Source organism: Silvimonas soli, assembly GCF_030035605.1.
In the GTDB taxonomy this organism is placed as follows: domain Bacteria; phylum Pseudomonadota; class Gammaproteobacteria; order Burkholderiales; family Chitinibacteraceae; genus Silvimonas; species Silvimonas soli.
The window spans coordinates 899236-914109 of record NZ_CP106736.1 but is presented as its reverse complement, the minus strand read 5'-3'; the positions used below and the strand labels follow the sequence as shown (position 1 = coordinate 914109).

At 57.2% G+C, this 14874-nt stretch carries 12 protein-coding genes and 1 tRNA gene; 10 read left to right on the top strand and 3 right to left on the bottom strand.

Annotated elements, in window-relative coordinates:
* Positions 1-207 precede the first annotated feature (207 nt).
* Positions 208-375: a BON domain-containing protein gene (locus N7220_RS04215; protein ID WP_283151395.1), complete on the bottom strand. Its 168-nt coding sequence runs from the start codon at positions 373-375 to the stop codon at positions 208-210.
* Positions 376-789: 414 nt separating this feature from the next.
* On the opposite strand from N7220_RS04215, the gene N7220_RS04210 reads away from it, so the two are divergent.
* The 5 genes from N7220_RS04210 (at position 790) to N7220_RS04190 (ending at position 6808) form a co-directional block, all read left to right on the top strand.
* Entirely contained in the window at positions 790-1080 is a 291-nt protein-coding gene (locus N7220_RS04210) for a hypothetical protein (protein ID WP_283150223.1), read from the top strand.
* Between the two features lie 9 nt (positions 1081-1089).
* A complete protein-coding gene (locus N7220_RS04205; protein ID WP_283150222.1) occupies positions 1090-1824 on the top strand; it encodes a trypsin-like peptidase domain-containing protein in 735 nt (244 codons plus the stop codon).
* Between the two features lie 645 nt (positions 1825-2469).
* Positions 2470-5277 (top strand): bifunctional diguanylate cyclase/phosphodiesterase, encoded by a 2808-nt coding sequence (locus N7220_RS04200; protein ID WP_283150221.1) that lies wholly within the window; start codon positions 2470-2472, stop codon positions 5275-5277.
* 87 nt (positions 5278-5364) lie between these two features.
* A complete protein-coding gene (locus N7220_RS04195; protein ID WP_283150220.1) occupies positions 5365-5823 on the top strand; it encodes a hypothetical protein in 459 nt (152 codons plus the stop codon).
* A gap of 55 nt (positions 5824-5878) precedes the next feature.
* Positions 5879-6808, top strand: a complete 930-nt coding sequence (locus N7220_RS04190; RefSeq protein ID WP_283150219.1) for a GNAT family N-acetyltransferase — start codon at positions 5879-5881, stop codon at positions 6806-6808.
* Between the two features lie 66 nt (positions 6809-6874).
* On the opposite strand, the gene N7220_RS04185 is transcribed toward N7220_RS04190, so the two are convergent.
* Positions 6875-7957 (bottom strand): hypothetical protein, encoded by a 1083-nt coding sequence (locus N7220_RS04185; protein WP_283150218.1) that lies wholly within the window; start codon positions 7955-7957, stop codon positions 6875-6877.
* A gap of 132 nt (positions 7958-8089) precedes the next feature.
* Here N7220_RS04185 and N7220_RS04180 point away from each other — a divergent pair, with 132 nt between their 5' ends.
* The 5 genes from N7220_RS04180 to N7220_RS04160 all read left to right on the top strand — a co-directional run bounded on the left by N7220_RS04180 (position 8090) and on the right by N7220_RS04160 (position 12512).
* Positions 8090-8551, top strand: coding sequence for a GNAT family N-acetyltransferase (locus N7220_RS04180; protein ID WP_283150217.1), 462 nt, complete (start codon positions 8090-8092; stop codon positions 8549-8551).
* A 340-nt stretch (positions 8552-8891) separates the two neighbouring features.
* Positions 8892-8966: transfer RNA gene (locus tag N7220_RS04175), tRNA-Arg, on the top strand.
* A 218-nt stretch (positions 8967-9184) separates the two neighbouring features.
* Positions 9185-10627, top strand: a complete 1443-nt coding sequence (gene pyk, locus N7220_RS04170; protein WP_283150216.1) for a pyruvate kinase — start codon at positions 9185-9187, stop codon at positions 10625-10627.
* A gap of 197 nt (positions 10628-10824) precedes the next feature.
* Positions 10825-11424, top strand: a complete 600-nt coding sequence (locus tag N7220_RS04165) for a DUF1007 family protein (RefSeq protein ID WP_283150215.1) — start codon at positions 10825-10827, stop codon at positions 11422-11424.
* On the top strand, positions 11418-12512 hold the full coding sequence (locus tag N7220_RS04160; RefSeq protein WP_283150214.1) for a nickel/cobalt transporter: 1095 nt from the start codon (positions 11418-11420) through the stop codon (positions 12510-12512). Before N7220_RS04165 ends, N7220_RS04160 begins: the two co-directional genes overlap by 7 nt.
* Positions 12513-12578: 66 nt before the next feature.
* Here N7220_RS04160 and N7220_RS04155 read toward each other — a convergent pair whose 3' ends face one another.
* Positions 12579-14777: a RelA/SpoT family protein gene (locus N7220_RS04155; protein ID WP_283150213.1), complete on the bottom strand. Its 2199-nt coding sequence runs from the start codon at positions 14775-14777 to the stop codon at positions 12579-12581.
* Between the last annotated feature and the right edge of the window lie 97 nt (positions 14778-14874).

Sequence of the window (14874 nt, the reverse complement as noted above, 5' to 3'; positions counted from 1 at the left end):
GCAGAGCGGCGCTAGAACCCCACGCGAATGCACACGCCGATGCGGTTAAGTGTACGCCTTGCACAGAAGGGCTTATGTGCGCTCTCGAACATAAGCGCTCACCACATTACAGACGGCTTTTATCGACCACGCTAACCGGGCGCCGCACAGGCGTGGCGTGGCCTGGCGTATTTTCGCGCCTGAGTGCACCGCTTGGGTTTCGGATTATTAGTATCGGACAGAAGAAATCGTGCGCAGGGAATATTGCTGGTAGATCACGGTGAGGTTGTTGATCACTCGATAGATACCTGGTGTGCGCAAAGCCGTAAAACCGGCCAGATCGTGCTCGGCCCAGCTTTGCACCGTGCCGTAGAGCGTTGCCACACCGCGGGCAATGGTGACACGTGCACCCCAGTTAACCGAAGCTGCGCAAATCGGCCCAGCATGCTGTTAGCTGCGGCTTCAGCCTGGCTCAGCCAGCCGCTTGCATCCGGTCTTTGCAAGGGATTCTCTGGTTGATCACTGCCCATACTGAGCGCTCACCGCCGCCACAAAAAAACAATGTGGACCCAAGTCGCACCCTTGATCTGTGCGTTATCACACGCAGCCAGACTGCAGTAATCAAGGGGATGTATTGCTACGTGTGCTAGCGCACTGAGTATCAACCAAGCCGGTACTAGGCTGTTCTGGCCCCGTTCAAAGGCATTGCGCTGAAAGTGGATAGCGCCAGGCCAACCGCTGCAATCAAGTGAAGGGAGCATACGCGGGCCAGTGCCCGACCGAACCATCACTTCAACTGGCGGGGTCCATATGAACAGCACACCTTTACTCCCTGAGCTGGAAACGGGAGAAACCGGCAGCCTGCAGCGCTATCTGGATACGCTGGAAGGCGCGCTCTATTACGCCCTGCTCAAAAAAGGTAGCGCGCTCACCGCAAATCACGACACCTGGCAACTGGCTTTCGATGCATTATCCAAAGCAGCGACTGGCAAACAACACGCCGACATTGCCATTGCCCAGCATTACCTTGTGGTGGCTATCAACGAGACCCGGCAGGCGCGAACCTGGCCGAAACCCTATCGAGTATTTTTGCGGGAATAAGCGCCAACAATGACAGATTCCATTTTGCTGGCGGCCACACGGGTGTGCACCTTTCAGCAGCAACAGCCCCTTACCAATGCCAGCGGGTTTTTCTTTGAGCGTGATCAGCGCCTGTTTCTGGTTACCAGCCGCCACGTCATGATTGATGAACCCAGCAATCATTATCCAGACCGGATTGAAATCGAACTGCATACCAATCCAGACAACCTGACCCAATCTATCGGCTTTTCGATTCCGCTATACCGCCGTAATGGCCAAAGCGTCTGGCGCCAGGGCCGTGACTCTGCCGGCAGTGTCGATGTTGCGGTAATCGAACTTGAGCGCTCCGCGTTGCCCCCAAACATGGCCTGGCGCGCCTTTACTCCCGAGCACCTGGCCAATTTGCAGGGACAAATCATGGTGGGCAGCTCGGTGCTGGTGGTGGGGTTTCCACTGGGCTTTCACGATACCTTGCACCATATGCCGGTGGTCCGGCACGCCATCATCGCTTCAGCATTCGGTTTGCGGTTTCAGGGCAAAGGCTATTTTTTGACCGATGGCCGGACCCATCGCGGCACCAGCGGTGCGCCGGTGGTGATGCGCGTTGATCCAGCGTTGGCAGTTACGGTGGACTTCCCGTGGGTTTTGCTGGGCGTACACTCGTCGCGAATTGACGTAGGTACCCGTGATCTGGTCCAGGACGAAGTGCTCGGGCTCAATAGCACATGGTATGCCGACATCCTGCTAACCCTCACCGCGCATTGATCGCCCGCAAAACTGCCAGGGCAACATTCGGTTGCGAACAGACCTCCATTGCCGGTGTGTTGGCTTAGGAGAACTTCAGGCGTTCTGACCGGAATTGCCGTGTTTGCTGCAAACGCAAGGAATACCTGTACTCCCGCCTACGCCTTTACCGTACAAAATCAAACGGCACATAAAAAATGATGCACTGGTGACCAACCGGTTTTGAGCTCTAACCGGTCTCCCACAGCATTGCGAGTGGACGGCGGCAATGGCCGATGACCTGCCGGCGTCCCCTCTTAACTGGGGCAGGTGCGTAATATTTTGATACTTCAATAAGAAATTGAAATTTACGTGGGTGGAAGGGCTTGCAGGAGATTGCCCGACCCATGACCGGCTCGACCAGATCAGCGTAAGGGGATGGCGCGGATGCGCAATGTGAGAGAGCTGTGGCTACTTCGCATCTGCCAATTATCGCAGTCGGGCCCCGCAAACGACTGTATCGGGAAGTAGACAGTTCTGCCCACGCTGCAGACTTTTCCGACAAAATGAAGCACTTTGCACAGGCAGGCAGAGTTGCCTGGTCGCCTGGTGCATCTGCATTGCCGCACTCAATACGCATCAATTACAAACAATAGCCACGTCTGCAGGCACAAAAGGGTATTTGAATTGCTCCGATCGCACGGGCCTTTTTCCATTTTCAATGCTGCGATACCGACCTTGCTGTCTGGCCTGGTCATTACGGTGTTGCTGTTCATTGGAGTAGGGCAGCTGGAGTACGACAAGACCCGGCTCGACTTCCAGCAGCAGGCGGACGCCCGGATTACCGCCATCCAGCGCGGGCTGGATGATTCGGTGCAGCTATTGGCCGGGCTGAATCAGTTGTTTGTCACTTTTGATTCGGTGAGCCGCGAGCAGTTTCATACCTTCAGCGCGCCGTTGCTGGCCCACTATTCATATATCCAGGCCTTCAATTTTCACCGCATGCTGTCGCAAGCCGAGCGTCCGGCCTACGAAGCGCAGCTGCGCCAACGCTTTCCGGGCTTTTCAGTCACGGTGCTGCAAAATGGCCGACCTGTGCCCAGCGCCATCCGGCCCTCGTATTACATCGTTGATTACATTGAGCCAATGCAGGGCAATGAGGCCGCGTTCGGGCTGGATGTTTCGCCTAACCCGGTCATAACCGAAACACTGCAACGGGCGGTACCCACAGGCTTGGCCGAGTCCACGGCGCTCCTGCGACTGGCACAAGGCCAGGGCTCGCACGGATTCCTGGTGCTCATGCCGGTCTATCGTCACGGCGCTTCGCTGGTCGACGCGGCGGCCCGCCAGCGCGCTTTTCTGGGCGATACGGCCGTAGTTTTCCGCACGGAAGGCTTGTTCAGGGCATTGCTGGGCAGCAATGGATTTTTGAAAGATTCGGCGCGGATCGATATCAGTATTTACTCGGGTGACCGTGCTGATGAACGCAACCTGGCTTTTCGCGATGGCAATGAACCGCCAGCAATCCGGCCGGACACGCTATTGCCGGTATGGCTGACCTTCGCCCGCACCGATGCCGCCACCTATGATTTCAACGCAGCAGGGCGGCCCTGGCACGTGGTGGTTTCAGCCGCTTCAGCACCTTTTCTGTCCAGTCATATCGCATCGGTGCTGACACTGGTGGCGGGTGTGTTGTTCAGCTTGCTGGCAGCACTTTATCTGCAGCGGCTGGCCTTGCGTTCGCGCCACGTGCAACAACTGGTAGAAACGCGCACTGCAGAACTGCGTCAGTCCAACGAGTTGTTGATTGAGGATATTGCCGAGCGCAGGCGCATGGCCAAGTTGCTGGAGGATCGCGAACGCGAGTTCCGGCATCTGGCCGAGAACTCGCCTGACGTGATTGTTCGCTACGACCGTACTTGTCGCCGTGTTTATGCCAACGCGGCGTATACGGCGCTTGTTGGCATGCCGCTAGACAAAGTACTGAACAAAACGCCGATTCAGATATTTGCGTTTAACGACCCGGTAACTTATCAACTTTGTCTGAAACGGGTGCTGGAAACGGGTAAGGCCGACAGCATCGAAATCAGCTTTGGCGATGCGGAAAAAACCTTGCAGATTCGCCTCAGTCCCGAGTTCGATGGCGAAGGTAACGTGGTCAGCGCGCTGGCGGTTGGCCGGGATGTCACCGAGTTGCTCGCGTATCGCCAGAAAATCCATTCGCTCGCGTTTTACGACGTGTTGACCGGCTTGCCCAACCGCGCGCTGTTCAACGATCGCATCAGCCAGGCTTTGGCCGGCGCCCGGCGAGATGGTTTGCAGGTGGGCGTGATGATGCTTGATCTGGACCGGTTCAAGACCATCAACGACACGCTGGGGCACTCCGCCGGTGACGAGTTGTTGTGCGAAACCGCGCGCCGCCTGGTGCACTGTGTACGGGCAACCGATACCGTGGCCCGACTGGGCGGCGACGAATTCATTATCGTGCTACCCGGCATACACGACGAAATGGACCTCGGCCACATTGCCGGAAACCTGCTGGCCAGCCTGGTAGTGCCCGTGACGCTGGAAGGGCGCGAATTGGTGGTTTCCGCCAGTATCGGCATTGCGCTGTACCCGGACGATGGCGAGCAGGCGGAAACGCTGGTCAAGTACGCCGATGGCGCGCTCTACGATGCCAAGGCCAGAGGTCGTAACAACTTCCAGTTTTACTCGCAGGACATGACCAAACGCGATAGCGAGCGGCTGCACCTGGAGGCTGATCTGCGCCGCGGTCTGGTACGCGGTGAGTTGCAGGTGCATTACCAACCCAAGATTGACCTGGGCAGCGGCAAGATTGTGGGTGCGGAGGCGCTGTTGCGCTGGCATCACCCGGAGCGCGGATGGGTGGCGCCAGACAGCTTTATCAGCATTGCAGAAGACACCGGTTTGATCCTTGCCATTGGTGAACTGGTGCTGCGTGATGCCTGCGAGACGGCCTGTATCTGGAACAAGTCCGGGCAAAAGGATTGGCACATTGCGGTCAACCTGTCGCCACGTCAGGTGCAGACCAGCGATATTGTCGCCACGGTGCGCAACGTGCTGAGCCAGACCGGCTGTGAGCCGCGCTGGCTGGAACTGGAAATGACCGAAGGCTTGTTGCTTAAAGACAGTGATGCCACCCAGGTCGCGCTCGAAGCCATCTATGCCATGGGCGTGAATATCGCCATCGATGACTTTGGCACCGGTTATTCGGCGCTCAGTTATCTCACGCGCTTTCCTATTGCCACATTGAAAATTGATAGCTCGTTCATCAACAACATCCTGCGCGATCCGGGTAGCGCGGTGCTGGTGCAATCCATCATCGCAATGGCCCACGGCATGGGGATGAAGGTGGTGGCCGAAGGCGTAGAAGAGCCGGAGCAGGCGTCCTGGCTAACGCGCGCTGGCTGCGATATGGGGCAGGGCTATCACTGGGGTAAAGCAGTACCGGCCAGCGAGTTTGCCACCCGCTGAGCGGGCCGTAGCAATGCAACAAACCAGTCTGACGCAATTAGCGTTCTAAACAACCGTAGTCCTGGCGATTTTTTGGGAGATAACCTGGTGAATGATTCATCTGTTTTACCCGCTTCTGCCATTCCGGCCCTGGATATTCCTGCGGCGAATGAGGTATCGCTATTGCGGCTGTATCTGCTGCGAGTCATGTATCTTCTCGTCGTGGTCGGGCTGGGTGCCGTGGTCTGGCCTGGCATCCTGCAACAACACAAGCAGTGGGAACTGATGCAAGGCATCGTGACTTGCATGCTGGCGGCTTTCTCTTTGCTGGCTGCGCTTGGTTTGCGTTATCCGCTGAAAATGTTGCCGGTATTGCTGTGGGAGTTATTGTGGAAAACACTTTGGTTAGCACTGGTGCCGCTACCGCAGTGGCGTGCAGGACACGTCGATGAGGCTATCGTTGGCAATATCTTTGCCTGCTCAATGGTTGTGCTGGTCTACATTTCCATTCCCTGGCGTTATGTATTTGTGCATTACCTGAAAAATCCGGGTGAGCGTTGGCGTTAATGGCTGGACGAAAAGTTGTGACGCAAATAACCACTCATTAACACTCGAAACACGTATGACAATAACAATAACGCCGCTGCAAACCGAGGCATTGCCAGCGTTGCAAGCCCTGTGGGATCAGCAACTTTTCCCTGATATCCCCGCCCGGCTCGCAGATGCTTTGCAAGATGCTGCTCACGATCATGGTCGCCAGGTTGTTGTTGCCTGGCGCAATGACCAACTCGCCGGTTGCGCGGGCTGGGTAACGCTGGGTATTGCGCACGATGGTTGCGCTTACGCGGCCCCGGTCGTGGCCATTGATGACGATGTCGCAAGTCATTTGATTCAAACGGTAATGGAAGTTGTCCGCGATTTGGGAGCACAGCGCTTGCGCATTTCCGCTTATGTGCCGGAAGTGGCCAAGCATAAGGCGCTCAAAACGCTGGGTTTTACGACACTGTTTGAGTTTTTTAATCTGGCTTTGCCGTTGCCACTGGAATCTGCCTCGCCATTGCCGGCGAAATTGCATGCGGTACCGTTTGCCCAGATCAACTGGGAACAGGCACGCGCCTTGTTTGCCGAGACCTTTGCCGATGTCCCCAACTCACCGATTCCCACAGTTGCTGCAATACGCGAGGAGTGGGAGCTGTGCGACTGGCAGGCCGGACGTGTTTTGGCTGACCGGCAAGGTGAATATCAGGCGTTCTCGTTGATTCAGGCTAACAGCGTCGAGGCGGTCGGAGTGCGGAGCGCCTGGCGCGGGCAGAATCTGGCCGCTACGCTTTACCGTATCGCCGCAGAATCGCTCGTGCGCAGTGGACACTCTGAGCTTTGCGCATTGGTAGCCGGTAGCAACGTGGCCTCAATGCGGTTTCATCAGAAGCTGGGTTTTCAGGTCGTGGCCACACCCAGAACGGTGTACGAACTCGCAATCGCGGCGGAGTACACCGGGTTTGCATCCAGTTTTGAGAAATCAGGCACAGATGCAGGCTCGTTCGGGAGATAGATCCCGATAACCGGGCTACTTTTGCACTACGCAGGAGGTACGTGGCAAGGCGCGCCGCTTGCTGATCTACAATTTGCCTGCTATGTATTCCCGGCCGATAGCGCGCTTGAGCATTCGCACGGCGGCTCGCAGCGCGGTCAGCAAGTGTTCCGGCGGCTGCTGGTCAGGGTTCAGCGCGTGCTCAGACAGTTCAGGATTCTCCTGGTTCAGCAGGTCAATTGCATTGGTCATGGCCGTTCTCGATTCGGCCAGTTTGACCTGCAGCGCATTGATCTGGGCGACAAAGGCTCGCTGTGCCCACAAGCCGCTGACCATCGCCGCGGCCAGCATCAGCAAAAGCGCTAGCGGCCAGTCAGAAATCCCCCAGCCGCCCACTTTTGCATTCTGACTGGAGCCCACTTTGGCCGACGCTTGTGCGAGCGCCAGGTCTTTTTCCAGGGCATCCACCCGTGTCTGGAGCCGCGTACGTTCATCATTGACCTGGCTGAAGTCGGCAATGGCCCGCTGCAGGTCGCTCGAATTGGCGAGGCGGGTCAGTTGTTCAGTGGTGAGCGTGGTGCTGACATCGTCTTTCCACCAATATCCCACGAGCCCGCCCAGAAAGAGCACTCCGCCAATAAGTAATGCGTAGCCCATGACCGTGATCGGGCTCTCCGGATGCTTTGATGCGTGCACCACTCCCCAGGTTGCAAACAAAACGATAATCACCGCTGCCGCCAATGCGGCCCACGCAATGGCAGAGTCCTGGGTTTCGACAGTCAGACCGATATCTTTGGAAAGGCGCACGTCGATCTTGGTCGGATTGGTTTTTTCATGGGCTTTGTCGGTCGGCGTTTTACGGGCATCGCCAGGGCCGGTGAAGTCGCCGCCGGCCGACCAGTCGTCTGACGTGGTGTCCGCAGGCTGTGAAGCTGCGGCAGGTGCTGCAAAGGCTGGACAGTAAACGTAGTTGTATTGATTGCTCACGTTGGAGGTCATCCCCGGCGGAGCAACTGTTGTTCGCTGATGATTCTGTTGCCTGGGTGGAAAGTCCGTGGCGGGCGAACTGGCGCTGGATTTCTCGCATGCTGTCGTTGCCATGCTGGAGGCCCAGCCAGCTTGCGCCAGCAACACGCCGACCAACACGATCAACCAAGTGAACCTTTCCATGGCTTCCCCCCATCCCGATCTTCTTGTGATAGCACCCAGCACGCGCAGTTGTGTCTTTTACAGCGCGGGCGGTGGCTGGAATCGTCTGAGGAAAGGTATCTTCCCCACATTGCGGGCTATTGGAGAAAGCCTATGTCTGTATTTTTGCGAGTCGCGACGCCGGCCGATGCCGACGAGCTAACTAGCATGTACATGCGTTCACGCAATGAGTTGGCGGACTATGCACCGCTGGTTCATGCCGATGTGGCCCTTCATGAGTGGATTGCCCATGTGCTGATCCCCACGGGCAATGTCATTCTGGCCTTGGACGATGACCACATAGCAGCAATGGCAGCGCATTCCACAGTGGATGACGTTACATGGCTCGATCTGTTGTATGTGTGCCCACGTTACCTGCACCAAGGCAACGGTACCGCCTTGCTGGACGCGGTGAAGGCCAAGAATGCTAGCGATTTGCAGCTCTATACATTTCAGCAGAACGCCGCTGCTGCCGCCTTTTACGAGCGGCACGGATTCGTGGCGATTGCGTATGGGGATGGCAGCGATAACGAAGAAGGTTGCCCTGACATTTTGTACCGTTGGTCGCGGGGGTGAAGCGCAGTGCTGGTCGCGCAATTTACGAAGATGCGGTTTTTAACCCTTCGATATCGAACTGTTTAACGGCGTATGCCATACCTGGACACCACCTGGTTTGCTCAGTGTCAGCTTTAACCCCAACAGTAGCGCGCCATTGGCTGCCAATCGGTATAATGCGCCCCAGCGTTGATGCCGACACCCGATATGTCATGCAACATCTGTAGCGTGCGGGTGACAGCTTTACGCAAACCAAATGGACGAAACCCGGTAAAATATCAGGCTGCCGAGCGGGGAATGGTCTCGGAAACCGAAATTTTCTGGCAAAAACAAGCGTTAGCGGGTTTTGGTTGTTTGTGACGTCTCCATAGTTAAATGGATATAACGAGCCCCTCCTAAGGGCTAGTTGCAGGTTCGATTCCTGCTGGGGACACCACTGCAAAATTGATCAGGCCGGCGGTGCAAGACCGGCGTTAAACCACTCGCGATGCGCGACATAAATCAATATGGGTATTGCATACCCCTTCAGCTTCGTATTGACTAGCCATGCCGGGCAGGCGTGCCATCCTGTCTCACCGGCTAGCCTTCATCTTGTACATCGCAACAGCAACAGAACATCAGTCGATAAATCGATTAGAGACAGGAGTTAATTGCATGCAACGCAGCACAAAAATCGTCGCCACCCTCGGTCCAGCTTCCAATGATTCCGCCACGCTCGAGCGCCTTGTCGCCGCTGGCGTGAACATGGTACGCATGAACTTCTCTCACGGCACCGCGCAAGATCATATGGATCGCGCTGAACTGGTCCGTGAAGCCGCACGCAAGGCCAACAGCCCGCTGGCCGTCATGGTTGACCTGCAAGGCCCCAAGATTCGTGTGCGCAAGTTTGAAGACGGCAAGGTTGATCTGGTCAACGGCGACAAATTCATTCTGGACGCCGAATACGACGGCCTGGGTAACCAGCAAGTAGTTGGCCTCGATTACAAAGAACTGCCAAACGACGTTGAAGCTGGCGCAATCTTGCTGCTGGATGATGGCCGCATCGTGCTGGAAGTCACCGAAGTGCTGGGCAGCGAGGTGCACACCCGCGTGAAAGTGGGCGGCATTCTGTCCAACAACAAGGGTATCAATCGCCAGGGCGGTGGTCTGACCGCACCGGCACTGACCGCTAAAGATATGGAAGACATCAAGGTCGCCGCTGTACTGCGCGCTGACTACGTGGCTGTGTCTTTCCCCAAGAGCGGTGCCGATATGTACATGGCTCGCACCCTGTTGCGCGCCGCCGGCAGCAAGGCACTGCTGATCGCCAAGATCGAACGCACCGAAGCTATTGGCAATCTGGAAGAAATTCTGGATGCGTCTGACGGCATCATGGTTGCGCGTGGTGACTTGGCCGTTGAAGTGGGCGACGCTGCAGTGCCTGCGCTGCAAAAGAAGATGATCAAAGCAGCTCGTCGCAAGAACAAGCTGACCATCACCGCTACACAAATGATGGAATCGATGATCACCAGCCCGGTGCCAACCCGTGCGGAAGTCTCGGACGTGGCCAATGCCGTGCTGGATGGTACCGATGCCGTAATGTTGTCGGCCGAAAGCGCGAGCGGCAAGTTCCCGGTAGAAACCGTGGAAGCCATGGCACGTATCTGTCTTGAGGCTGAGAAGTCGCAAGAAAACCGCATCAGCGACGAAGTGCTCAAGCAAGGTGACTTCACCCGCATCGACCAGTCGATTGCTATGGCAGCCCTGTTTGCTGCTGGCCATCTGAAGGTCAAGGCGATTGCTGCACTGACCCAATCCGGTGCTTCGGCACTGTGGCTGTCGCGCTTCATCAGTGGCGTGCCGGTTTATGCGCTGACACCAGAAGCAGACACCTATGCACGTCTGGCTCTGTTCCGCGATGTCTACCCGTTCATCATGTCTTATGACAACGCCAACCAGGAAAGCCTGCTGGTCCGTGCCGAACTGGAACTGATCCAGCGCGGCGTGGTGCAACAGGGCGATCTGGTGGTGTTCACTTACGGCGATGTGGTTGGCCTGGGTGGCAGCACCAACAGCCTGAAGATCGTCAAAGTGGGCGAGCGTCGTACTGCCCGTTAATCAACGGCTAGTACAGATAAAAAAGGCGGCCTTTACGGGCCGCCTTTTTGTTGGGCGCGGGTTTCGGCGGATCGGTTAGCATGGGGAGCGGCAGGTTTATGAACCTGCCTGCCAGATGAGTGTCATCGTTCAGACGCCCCGATCGTTAAAGTTGCACGGGCCTTTTAATTCATCACGCGGGTTTCGACTCCAGTTCAATGCATTCATTTCTTCGCCCGGTTTATTTGCTGGCGCTGCTAGCCGCTTTTTATTCTGCAGCAGCAGCGGCGCACCCCCACGTGTGGGTGCTATACGACGTTGCCATTCAATTCAAAGAGGGCAAAGTGGTGGCACTCAAAGAACACTGGGTGTTCGATGAAGATTTCACCACGGCCGTATTGAGTGACGTTGCCAAGGGCCGCAAGCCAGGCAAGCCGTTAAGCAAAGCCGAAGTCGCCAAGGTCAAGGCAGGCGGATTCGATAATCTGCAGAACTACGGTTATTTTCAGCATCTGGCGATTGAGCGCAGCGCCATTAATGTCAAGGCGCCGACCGACTTCACCGCGCGGCTGGACGGCGCCAAGCTGGTTTATGAATTTACCTTGCCGCTGGATAAGCCCGTCGATCCGCGTCAGGGCAGGGTGACGCTGGGCTTTTACGATGAATCTTATTTTGTGGATTACGAGCCCACCAATGCCAGTTCGGTCACGCTAACCGGGGATGGCATTGGCAGTTGCAAGCTCAATTCATTTGAAGACCGTGCCCATCCGATTTTTTACGGCACGGTGAATCCGCTGGTCTGGAAACTCAATTGCTGAATCTTGTATTCACGCTCCGGTTACGGGCGAAGATCACCCTCTGGCTCGCTCTCTTGCTGGCAGCTTGCCTGCTGGCCGGCCCGGCACACGCGGTCGATTATTTCGGGCGCCCGGTGAGCCCGGTGGCATCGTCTACTGCCTCTGCTCCAATTGCCGCTGCGCTTGCCGCGCCGCAAGAAGCGCCATCGCTGCTCAGTAAACTGCCATACCCCGTCCGCATGGCCGTGGGGCAAATCGTGCAATGGCAAAGCCAGCTCAACGCCATCTTGCGCGAACATCTGCAAGAAAGCCGGCAGAGCCACAGCAATGCGGCGCTGTGGGGCATTGTGCTGATCTCGTTTATCTACGGTGTGCTGCACGCGGCGGGGCCGGGGCACGGCAAGGTAGTGATCGGCAGTTATTTTCTGACCCAACGGGCACGGGTATTGCATGGTGTGGCCATGAGCGCCTGGGCGGCCACAGTACAAGCGTTGTCGGCGATTGTACTGGTGGGCGGGCTAGCCGCGCTGTTTGATAGCGGGACATTGAAGATTCTCGGGCATGCCGCCGCGCTGGAAATGATCAGCTATGCCATCCTCGGCGCAATGGGCTTGCTGATGCTGTGGCGACTGGCGCGGGGTCTGGATACCTGTGGTTGCGAGCCCGATGCTGCAACCGCACGCTCTGTTTCTCCATTGCGAATGCCACCAAAGCGTTCGGGTAACGCTGCAGTCGCAGCAAACAAATTGACCTACCGGGCACAAGGCGCAGCCAATGCCAGCCGTAACTGGCGGCAGATGGCTTTGACTGGCGTTGCGGTCGGGCTGCGGCCTTGCACCGGGGCGATACTGGTGCTGATTTTTTGCCTGGCCAACGGCATTTTCATGACCGGCGTGATTTCGACCTTTGCGATGGCACTGGGCGTAGCGATTACCGTGTCGCTGATCAGTCTGGGGTCGATGGGTATCAACCGACTGCTGCCAGCGCATGGCCACAGCGGTGGCTGGCAACGCACGCTGTCTTGGACCGGTGCATCGTTGATCGCCCTGTTTGGTCTAACGCAGACCATCTTGCTGGCAACCGGCGTGATCGCCCCCACGTTGGGGTAGCCCCGAACAACATCAAAGGCGATGGCGGACACGCCGCCTCGGAGATAATCCAGGTGTCGAGTCCGTTCAGACGCGTTCTACTTTCAACACCCCAGCCACGTCGGCCAGCCGCGAGAAAATACGCGGTAGGTCATCCGCTCCGCGAATTTCCACGGTAAAGCGCATGCGTGCCAGTGTGTTCTTCGAAAGCGTGTTCACACCGGTAACGTTGATCTTCTCGCGCGACATCACGTCAGACAGATCACGCAGCAAGCTGGGGCGATCATGCGCTTCCACCAGAATGTCGGTGGCAAAGACGTTGCCTTTTTGCTTGCCCCAATCCGCACGAATCAGTCGTTCGGGCGATGCCGCAGCCAGGCGTTTCAGCGTCGGGCAATCGGTACGGTGAATCGAAATACCACGCCCTTTGGTGACAAAGCCGATGACTTGATCCGGCGGCACCGGTTTGCAGCACTTGGCCAGCAAGGTCATTAACTGGTCGATGCCCTCGATCAGAATGCCTTCGCCGTGTTGGTCGGCGCGCGCACGGCGCACGACGTCTTCCGGATTGACGGTTTCTTCTACCGGCGGTGGGCTGGTGTTGAAGGCATCCGCCAACTGGCGCAGCGACACATCGTCATGCCCCAACGCAATGTACAGGTCGTTGACGGTTTTTACGCCCAATCGGTGGGCGACGTCTTCCTGATTGGCTTGGGTGGCCCCACAACGCGAGGCTTCTTTGTCGTACAACGCTTTACCGGCTGCTACCACCACATCCAGATTCTGCTGGCGTATCCAGTAGCGAATCTTCTGCGCGGCGCGATGGCTTTTTACATAACCCTGATGCAGCCAATCCAGACTCGGGCCGCCTTCTTTGGCGGCAAGGATCTCTACACGCTGACCGTTTTCCAGCGGTGTGTTGAGCGGCACGATATGGCCGTTGACCTTGGCGCCGCGACAGCGATGTCCCAGATCACTGTGCAAGTGATAGGCGAAGTCGACCGGCGTTGCGCCCTTGGGCAACGAGATCACGCGGCCCGCTGGCGTCAGCACATAAATGGTGTCGTCAAAGAGCTCGGCTTTGAAGGCATCGGCCAGATGCGCTTCTTGCGCCATGTCTTCGCGCCAGTCCAGCAATTGCCGCAACCAGGCGATTTTCTCTTCGTATTTGCTATCGCCTTTGCCGCCTTCCTTGTAGCGCCAATGGGCGGCCACACCAAATTCGGCGTGCTCGTGCATGTCGAAGGTACGAATCTGCACCTCGACGGCTTTGTCTTGCGGGCCAATCACCGCCGTGTGCAGGCTGCGATAGAAATTGCCCTTGGGGTTGGCGATGTAATCGTCAAACTCGCCCGGAATCGGTTGCCACAAATTGTGGATGATCCCCAGCACGGTGTAGCAATCCTTGACGTCATCCACCAGCACCCGCACCGCGCGGATGTCATACAGCTCGGAGAAATCGAGCTTTTTCTTCTGCATCTTTTTCCAGATGCTGAAGATATGTTTGGGGCGGCCCATCAGATCAACGTGTTTGATTCCGGCGGCGGTCAGCTCGCGGCGCAGCGTGGAAAGCACGTCATTGATGAAGTTCTCGCGATCAACCCGGCGTTCGTCCAGCAGCTTGGCGATCTTCTTGTAAGTCTCTGGCTCCATATAGCGAAAGCCGAGGTCTTCCAGCTCCCACTTGATCTGCCAGACGCCCAGCCGATTAGCCAGCGGGGCGTAGATATCCAGCGTTTCACGGGCGATGCGGCGACGCTCTTCATCCGGCACTTTAGCCAGCGTGTGCATGGTTTGCGTGCGCCACGCCAGATTGATCAGCACCACGCGCATGTCTTCGACCATCGCCAGCAGCATCTTGCGCAAGGCTTCAATCTGCTCGGCGTTGTCGGCACCGCGCGCGCGGCCTTGGGTCAGGGTATGAATCTTGCGTACGCGCCAGACGCCTTCAACCAGCGTGGCGACGGCTTTGCCGAAATGCGTTTCGATGGCGACCGGGGCATCTGCCAGGCTGTCGGGCGCGCCGAACAGCAGCGTGGCGATGACGGCGTCGGCATCCAGATTCAGGTCGGCCACAATCGACGCCGAAGCGACGGCGTGCGGGTACACCGGCTCGCCTGTGTCGGGATGAGTCTTGCCCTGGTACAGCGTGGCGGACCATTCCAGCGCTTGTTGCAGACGGCGCATCTGCTCGGGCGGATAGCGGCCAGACAGGGCGTGCAGCCAACGCGCCGGATCGGCGGCTTCGGCAATGGATTGGGCTAAGGGGCGGGTGACGGCAACCATATCTTTCTCGAAATGCTTAAGGCTGATTTTGCCTGAATCCGGGCCATGCTTGCTGTCGGGATTCAACAAAACCCAAGCTTATTTTAAGAAAAGTACG

Coding starts and splice junctions, on each gene's coding strand:
- N7220_RS04180 (WP_283150217.1), top strand. CDS start 8,090: ATGTCTGTATTTTTGCGAGTCGCGACGCCGGCCGATGCCGACGAGCTA.
- N7220_RS04205 (WP_283150222.1), top strand. CDS start 1,090: ATGACAGATTCCATTTTGCTGGCGGCCACACGGGTGTGCACCTTTCAG.
- N7220_RS04155 (WP_283150213.1), bottom strand. CDS start 14,777: ATGGTTGCCGTCACCCGCCCCTTAGCCCAATCCATTGCCGAAGCCGCC.
- N7220_RS04165 (WP_283150215.1), top strand. CDS start 10,825: ATGCATTCATTTCTTCGCCCGGTTTATTTGCTGGCGCTGCTAGCCGCT.
- pyk (WP_283150216.1), top strand. CDS start 9,185: ATGCAACGCAGCACAAAAATCGTCGCCACCCTCGGTCCAGCTTCCAAT.
- N7220_RS04210 (WP_283150223.1), top strand. CDS start 790: ATGAACAGCACACCTTTACTCCCTGAGCTGGAAACGGGAGAAACCGGC.
- N7220_RS04190 (WP_283150219.1), top strand. CDS start 5,879: ATGACAATAACAATAACGCCGCTGCAAACCGAGGCATTGCCAGCGTTG.
- N7220_RS04185 (WP_283150218.1), bottom strand. CDS start 7,957: ATGGAAAGGTTCACTTGGTTGATCGTGTTGGTCGGCGTGTTGCTGGCG.